Origin of the sequence: Mycobacterium sp., from assembly GCF_032162605.1 — a bacterium.
In the GTDB taxonomy this organism is placed as follows: domain Bacteria; phylum Actinomycetota; class Actinomycetes; order Mycobacteriales; family Mycobacteriaceae; genus Mycobacterium.
Genome location: NZ_JAVROT010000387.1, coordinates 23993 through 30167, shown reverse-complemented (window position 1 = coordinate 30167; position 6175 = coordinate 23993). Strand labels below are relative to the sequence as shown.

The 6175-nt window shown below is 66.4% G+C and carries 6 protein-coding genes; 2 read left to right on the top strand and 4 right to left on the bottom strand.

Annotated elements, in window-relative coordinates:
- The 4 genes from QOI01_RS22165 to QOI01_RS22150 form a co-directional block, all read right to left on the bottom strand.
- The coding region (locus QOI01_RS22165; protein ID WP_526384758.1) for an ATP-binding protein at positions 1 to 911 on the bottom strand (911 nt) is incomplete at its 3' end.
- Positions 904 to 1608: a DUF4194 domain-containing protein gene (locus QOI01_RS22160; protein ID WP_526384756.1), complete on the bottom strand. Its 705-nt coding sequence runs from the start codon at positions 1606 to 1608 to the stop codon at positions 904 to 906. The genes QOI01_RS22165 and QOI01_RS22160, both read right to left, overlap by 8 nt.
- On the bottom strand, positions 1605 to 3107 hold the full coding sequence (locus QOI01_RS22155) for a DUF3375 family protein (protein ID WP_526384760.1): 1503 nt from the start codon (positions 3105 to 3107) through the stop codon (positions 1605 to 1607). Before QOI01_RS22155 ends, QOI01_RS22160 begins: the two co-directional genes overlap by 4 nt.
- A 245-nt stretch (positions 3108 to 3352) precedes the next feature.
- On the bottom strand, positions 3353 to 4681 hold the full coding sequence (locus tag QOI01_RS22150; RefSeq protein WP_526384754.1) for a cytochrome P450: 1329 nt from the start codon (positions 4679 to 4681) through the stop codon (positions 3353 to 3355).
- A 258-nt stretch (positions 4682 to 4939) separates the two neighbouring features.
- Here QOI01_RS22150 and QOI01_RS22145 point away from each other — a divergent pair, with 258 nt between their 5' ends.
- On the top strand, positions 4940 to 5719 hold the full coding sequence (locus QOI01_RS22145) for a cutinase family protein (protein WP_526384752.1): 780 nt from the start codon (positions 4940 to 4942) through the stop codon (positions 5717 to 5719).
- Positions 5720 to 5780: 61 nt separating this feature from the next.
- A complete protein-coding gene (locus QOI01_RS22140; protein ID WP_526384750.1) occupies positions 5781 to 6095 on the top strand; it encodes a hypothetical protein in 315 nt (104 codons plus the stop codon).
- Positions 6096 to 6175: the final 80 nt, after the last annotated feature.

The following is a 6175-nucleotide window of genomic DNA, read 5'->3' as shown; positions in this document are numbered from 1 at the left end:
ATCTGAGTCGGGCACTGCGACAGCCGGATGTGATCGGTGTACGCCCGTACCATCGGCTGATCCACCAGGTCGATGATGCCCAGGTCGGATGACTCGGAACCGTAGCGCTGCTGGATCCCTTCGATGTCGCCGAGGATCTTGCGCTTGCGCTGGGCGACGGCCAGCAGCTCGCGGGCGTCGACCAGCGGGTCGATCTGCTTGAGTGCGTCGGGCAGCCGCGTCAGGCTACTTGGCTCGTCGAGCATGAACTCGCGGACGAACTGCTCCAGTCCGCCAACGCTTTTCAGCGACTTCGCCTTACCGAGCAGCTGCTGAGCGGCATCGGAGGCGCGGATGCCGATGCTCGCGTACAGCTGGGCGAGGTACTGCGACTCCACCTTGGTGGAGAACCGCCAGTCGGTGTTCTTGAACACGTTGCCGTCGAAGCGTCCGGATGCCCACCGATTGCAGACGTCCTCGATGTCACGGTCGCCGTCGGCGAGGACGAATCGGCTCGAGGAGTCCGAGCGGGACTCGCCGGTGAGCCATTTGAGCACCAGTCCGGTGATCGTCCGCCCGGTGTTGCTGGCGTAGGTGACGGCCACCGCTGACCACGCGGCGCCGTCGCCGCGCAGATACATGACCTTGCTGGTGCCGGCGTCGCTGCATTGACCCCAGGCGCCGCGCACGTACTTGTCGACGGTACGTCGGCCAGCGCTGGAGCCGGCCGCCGAGTTGTCACCGGAGGCGTTGAAGTTTCGGCGGTTGAACGGCAGGAACCCGAGCGAAATCGCGTCCAGCAGTGAGGATTTACCACTGCCGGAGGCACCGGCGATCAGTGCTCCGCCCGCACTGAACGGGATGGTGTGATACCCGTCGAACACGCCCCAATTGATGACCTGCAAGCGCGACAGGTGGAATTGTTCAGCCATCTAGTGCCACCTCCTGTTCGTCCTGGTCCGGTGGGACGCCACCGCCCCGCAGTAGCTCGAACTGCTGCTGCAACTCGGTGATCACCGAAGCCGTCATCACGGCGTTGATCACCGGGCTGACGGTGTAGCTGTCCTCGTCGTCGCGACTCTTGCGCAGGATCTCCAGGGAGACGAGCCGGGCGATGGCCGCGTCGATCCTGGCCGTGAAGGTGACGACGTCGCGGTCGACGTCGTTGAGCACCCCGGAGAACAGCCCGTGCACCTCGTCGCGGTTGATCAGGACGGTCGGGTCGCCGGAGGCGCGCATCATCTGGGCCAGGTGCAGTGCCAGGATCGAGTCATAGGTGCCGAGCGGTTCGCGGCGCAAGAGCTTTGCACCCCTTGCCGATTCATAGCGGGCCTGCTCTATGAAGGCGACCTCCGCGCCGTCGACGATGCGCAGCAGCAGATCGAGCTCGGACAGCCGCACGGACAATTGCCCGCGGTACTCCACCACCCAGGTGTAGAGGTCGCGGTCGGCTTCGGCGCTGACGTAGCGGCGGGTCAGCAGCTGCTGCAGTGCCCAGCACGCGCGGTCGGGAAGCTCGCTGACGTCGCCGTCGAACCGGGGCCGACGCTGGTGCGGGCTTCGGGCCGTTTGATCGACTTGGGGCAGTGCGGAGAATCCTGCGTAGTCGACAGACTGCTCTGTCGTCACGAGGCGGCTCCCAGCAGGCTGGAGATCGGTTCGGTGAACATCAGGCGCGGGACCTCCATCTCGCGGTCGCGTCCGTCCAGGGATTGGAACCGGACGGTGACCGACTTGTACCCCTGTGCGGCAGTGTCGTCGTTGAAAGGTTGTTTGAGCGCCCAGGACCACAGCACGATGACGTGACCCAGGTACGCCCCCTGTCCATCGGTGGAGAGCATCTCCACTGCCTCTGGCAATGAGAGCGGTCCACCCGCGATTGCCGTGTTGATCAGCTCGGACATCGCTGGCGCATCGACCTGCGTCGTCAGCGCGGCGAAGCTCGACAGATCGACGTCGCCGTCGGCGATGTGGGCGGGCTTCGGGTTGGACAGGTCGCCAATCCGGAAGCTCAGGGCGCCGACCGAGCTGATGGCGTGTCGCGCGAGGGGGAGTTCGAGGTCGAGGCGTGAGTCGGTCAGGGACGTCTTCAGCAGGGCGCGGGCGGCGCCGATGGCCTCGTTGAGCTGACGGGCCACGCCGCGGCTCTGTTCCAGCGTCCCGAACGCGGTGAATCTCTTGACCCGCTGCGCGCACCGCTGCTGGATGCGTTCCACCTCGTCGATCTGTTGGCCCACGAGTTCGAAGAACCCGGCCATCACCCGGCGCAGCGCCGGGTCCAGTGCGGGCAGCGCCTCGGCGACCGCGGCGACGTCGGCCTCGAACTCGGCGCGCTGATCGGGGTCGTTGATCATGCGCAGGAAGGCGCGATGCGAGTCCCGGCCCTCCGAGTCCCAGGCGGCCTGATAGTCGGCGTACATCTGACGCTGCCGGTCGCGGTATTCGACGTTGGTGTCGATCGGTTCGTCGAGAGCGGCGGTGGCCTGCTCGATCATCGTGCCGTACTGGCCGATGTCGGTGATCAGCCGTTCCATCTGCAGGGCGATCGCGCGGGCTTCGTCGTATGTGTCGGTCAGATCGACGTCGGGTTGGGCCTGGATACCGAACGAGTCCTCGAGGCCGTCCTCGAAGCCCGTGGCGAGTTTGTCCAGCTCGGCGTGCAGCGCCTCGATCTCGGCCTCGATGCCTGCGCGGATGCGGTCGGGGTCGTTGCCCACGCGCAGGGCGATCTGCCGCAGGCGCGAGGCGATGCCGTTGATGGAGCCGCCGGTGGCAATGGTGTCCTGACGTCGCATGCCGCGCAGGAAGTCCAGCGCCCGACGCGCGTCCTGGGTCAGGTAGCAGAGATTGCGTTCGATGCCTGCGCGCTGGTCGGCGACGCGGTGCAGCCAGCCCTGGCTGGCCCACGACTTGATCAGGGCGAGGCCGGATTGCTCGCCACCGGGCCGGCCCAGCTCGTCGAGGTCGCGTTCGAGCCGCACCACCAGCTCGGTTTCTCCGATCACGCCACCGCTGAGGTGGCGTTCCATCAGCGTGGCGTACATGCCCATGTTGAGCGTGGCCAGCAACCGGATCGCGGGTGAGCCCTGGATGTCGCGATTGAGCTCGAGCAGGTCGGCAGCCGACATCGCTGCGTCGTCGTCCACCTGGCTCCCTCCTCGGCTGCGTCATACGTCGGACGGTCCAAGATAGGGCACGGCGGCGACAGTGGATCGCGCGACGCGCAGGCTTGGGGCGGGTCGGGACGGCGCTGTCTCGGGAGTCTCAGGGGTTGCGTGAGTCCCATTGGTCACGGCTTCCGGTGTGTCTTTCCCCACCGTCGGCGGCGACGGGTGACGCAGGAACGCCGCGCCCGGGTGGCTACGGGCCGGCGTTACCGCCCGCCCAACCCCGGTGGGGTCCAGCCCACCGGCAGACGTTTGATCCCGTGTACGAACGACGAGCGCAGGATGGCCGGCTCTTCGATGGCCGCTATGTCAGGAATATGACGGTGCAGTTCTTCGAAGGCCAGCCTGATCTCCCGACGAGCCAGATTGGCGCCGAGGCAGAAGTGTGCTCCGCCAGCGCCAAAGCCGATCTGCGGGTTGGGGTTACGAAGCACGTCGAACGTCCACGGGTCGGCGAAGACATCCTCGTCGCGATTGGCCGAGCAATACCACATCGACACCTTGTCGCCGGCCTTCATCGGCGTTCCCCTCATCTCGATGTCTCGAGTGAGGGTGCGGCGCATGAAGATGATCGGCGATCCCCACCGCACGATCTCCTCGACCGCAGAGGTGGCGACGCCGTCGAAGTCGGCCCACCACTTCCGGCGCTCGTCGGGATAGCGGGTCAACGAGACCAACCCATGACTGATGGCGTTGCGGGTGGTCTCATTGCCTGCGGCGGTGAGCAGGATGAAGAACGATGCGATCTCGCTGGACGTCAAGCGCTCTCCATCGACCTCAGCCGTAACCAGATTGGTCGTCAGATCGTCGCCCGGATGGGCCCTGCGGTCTTCGGCCAGTTCGATGCCGTATGAGGCGAGTTCGGTTGCGACGTGTACGAATTCGTCGAAATCTCCGGATGCCTCGTCGTCGCCGACACCCATGAGCACAGTCGTCCAGCGGAACACGTTGCCGTGGTCCGATTCTGGGATGCCCATCATGTCGCAGATGATCTGCAGCGGCAGCGGCGCCGCGACACTGGCCACGAAGTCCGCCCGACCATCGGGATGCTCGGCCACCATGTCGGCCACCAGACGTCGAGCCCGGTCGCGAACGCTCTGCTCTATGCGGGCCAGAACCTTGGGAGTGAATGCACGGTTGACGATGGTCCGCAGACGCAGGTGGCGCGGGTCGTCCAACGTGATCATCGAGCCCAGGAACTCCGAAATCTCGGGTGGGACCTCGTTGAGCGAAGTACTGGTCGGGCTCGAACTGAAGATGTCCGGATGCCTGCTGGCGTGGTGGACGTCCGCGAACGTGGTGAGCGCCCAATGTCCAGCACCCGACGAGAATCCGGCCAATTCGGGGGCGTCGTGAAAGGACAGTGGACTCTCTCGGCGCAGCGTTGCGAACGCGCCGTCGCGCAGATCGTCGTCGAGCTCCCAGAACTCGAGCCTGCCGAGATCGACGTCTTCGAGTGCGACGTGTGGTGGCGGCGCTCCGTTCTCCCGTGGTGCGATCGCGGCGTCGACGACAGCGGTACCCCTGGACTTCATGATGTGCCCTCCCCGTCGATTCGAGTGTGACACCGGGGTGGTGAGAACGTCTCGCAATTGGCGGTCGGCGCGAAGGTCTGAGTTTGAGTCTGCTCTCGCCGAGCCGCGCTTCGTCGTCTCTTCCGGCTAGCAGGTATGGCCCGTGCCTGCTCGCCGCCGGTACTGGTGGGTGCCAGCGTCGATGTAGGGCGGCGCCAACCAAGGGACTCTTGGTCCACCCGAGCAGAGCTTCGCCGGAAGGAACGACAAGGAACGACTATGAAGAGCATCGCCGGATCCGACTCCACGTCCCGATCACGAGTGCTTCACGGGCTCGCCGCCACCGCCGTGTCCGTCGCGGCGTTGATGGGACCGCAGGCCGCGGGACTGGCGGCAGCCGCGCCGGGTCTGCAGGCGGCGAGCCCGAATCCTGCCTGCCCCGGTGTCGAGGTGGTGTTCGCACGCGGAACGTTCGAGGCACCCGGCGTCGGCGTAACCGGGCAGGCGTTCGTCGATGCGCTCAACTCGCGACTGACGGGCAAGAACGTGGAGGTGTACCCGGTGAACTATCCCGCATCGTTGGACTTCGCCGCGGCTGCGGAGGGTGTCGCCGACGCCAGCAACAAGATCGAGGCGATCGCGGTGAGCTGCCCGAGCACCAAGATCGTGCTCGGTGGTTACTCGCAGGGCGCTGCCGTTGCCGGCTACACCACCTTGGACGCCGTCCCCGCCGGATTCACCGCGTCCGACGGCATCACCGGGCCGATGCCGCCCGCGATCGCCAACCACGTCGCAGCCGTAGTGCTGTTCGGAACACCGGACGACTGGTTTCTGGGTCTCGTCGACCACGGCGCACCACGGATCACCATCGGAAACCCATACACGGCGAAAACCCTCGAGTTGTGCGCTCCCGGAGACCCGGTCTGCTTCCCCGGGGGCCTGGATCGCGCCGCCCACAGCTCGTACACGGACAACGGGATGGCCGACCAGGCCGCCGACTTCGCCGTCAACGCCCTGACGTCCGCTGCACCCCCGCAGCCCACGGATGCGCCCGTCTGAGCGCGTTGTAGGCGCTGCAACGACGCAACGTCATCGCAGACGACCCACTACGCTTTGCGAGATGACCGAATCGCAGCGCACGGGCCTGACTTCCGCGGCGATCAGGGCGGCCAGGATCGCCGTCGCCTGCGCCATCGTTGGCGGGTACGCGGTGGGTCTCGCGGTCCAGGCGGGTGCGGACTCCGGCAGCGGATGCGATCCGTTCTACCTGTCGATGACGCCACAACCCGTTCTGTCCTGCTCCGGCCCTGAGGTCGCGCCGCCACCCGATGTGTTGCCGTCGCCCGTGCCCGTCGACGACGTCGCGGGTCCACCGCCGCCGGATGCCCTGCCTCCCACGGGTGATCCCTTGCCACCGCCGCCGTTGGATCCATAGCGCCTGCGGTCGAACCAATGTGGATTTCGGGTCGGGGGGAATTGAGTCGTCGTCATCGGCGTCTCGGCGACCAGGCCAAG